We start from the raw sequence: 1,036 nt of genomic DNA, 5'->3' as shown, positions 1-1,036 counted from the left end.
TGCGCAAGCTTTTGAATATTTTGGTTGATCGATATAATCATGAATCAATCGATTTTTAGCCTCACGCGCTAAGTTAATATCTGTGAACTTAAAAATTCCTTTAACAGCTTCTCTGAAAGATTTTGAATTTTTTTTAGGAATGGTGGTAAAGATATTTCTTAGGAAGTGAACTTGGCATCTTTGCCAACTTACGTTGGTGAAGGATTTTCTAATGGCAGAGACTAATCCTTTGTGCGCATCAGAAATAACGAGTTCCGTACCTTGTAAACCGCGTTCTTTTAGGTATTCAAAAAATGTTGTCCAGGTCTCTTCGCTTTCGCCACTTTGAATCATGAAGCCGATAATTTCACGGTCGCCATCTTTGGTTATTCCAATCGCTATATGACAGCTTTTTGAGAGTACTCGATTTTCTTCTCGTACTTTTATATAGAGTACATCGGTCATTAAGTAAGGATAATTTTTTTCTGATAATAAACGATTCTGCCACTCGTTAACCATAGGTTCTAGCTGTTCTGTTAAGCTAGAAACGAAGGACTTAGAGACGGATTTACCACAAAGTTCTTCCACAATTTTTGATACTTTACGAGTTGAAACGCCTGATACATACATTTCCAACATTGAAGCCATGAGGGCTTTTTCGTTTCGTTGATAACGTTCAAACACTGTGGGTGAAAAATGGCCATCACGTGTTCTGGGTACTTTTAATTCTAGCGTGCCTACACGTGTCGTAAAGCTGCGCTCATAATAGCCATTTCGTTGACTTTGTCGGTTTTCTGTTCGTTCATATTCTTTTGCTTGAATATATTCTGTTCGTTGATTTTCCATTAGTTGATTAAATACCGTTGTTAAAATATTTTTAGAAACGTCATCCTTTACAGAATATTCAATAATGCTTTGAATCTCTTCGCTTTTCAGTGTAAAATGTACTTGGGTCATGTAAAAGTCCTCCTGGGTATGTTTTTGTCGTTAAAAACATTGTACCGTAAAAGGACTGTTATATGGCCTTTTTACTTTTACACAATTATACGGACTTTAT

At 36.1% G+C, this 1,036-nt stretch carries 1 protein-coding gene; it reads right to left on the bottom strand.

Features of this window, described 5'->3' with window-relative positions; translation table 11 throughout:
• Positions 1 to 936 (bottom strand): IS256-like element IS256 family transposase (locus KA893_RS13605; protein WP_210125940.1); only part of this gene is annotated, 936 nt, incomplete at its 3' end.
• Positions 937 to 1,036: the final 100 nt, after the last annotated feature.

The organism is Staphylococcus sp. GDY8P126P (genome assembly GCF_017891965.1).
In the GTDB taxonomy this organism is placed as follows: Bacteria; Bacillota; Bacilli; order Staphylococcales; family Staphylococcaceae; genus Staphylococcus; species Staphylococcus saprophyticus.
This window is presented reverse-complemented; position numbering and strand designations above follow the sequence as displayed.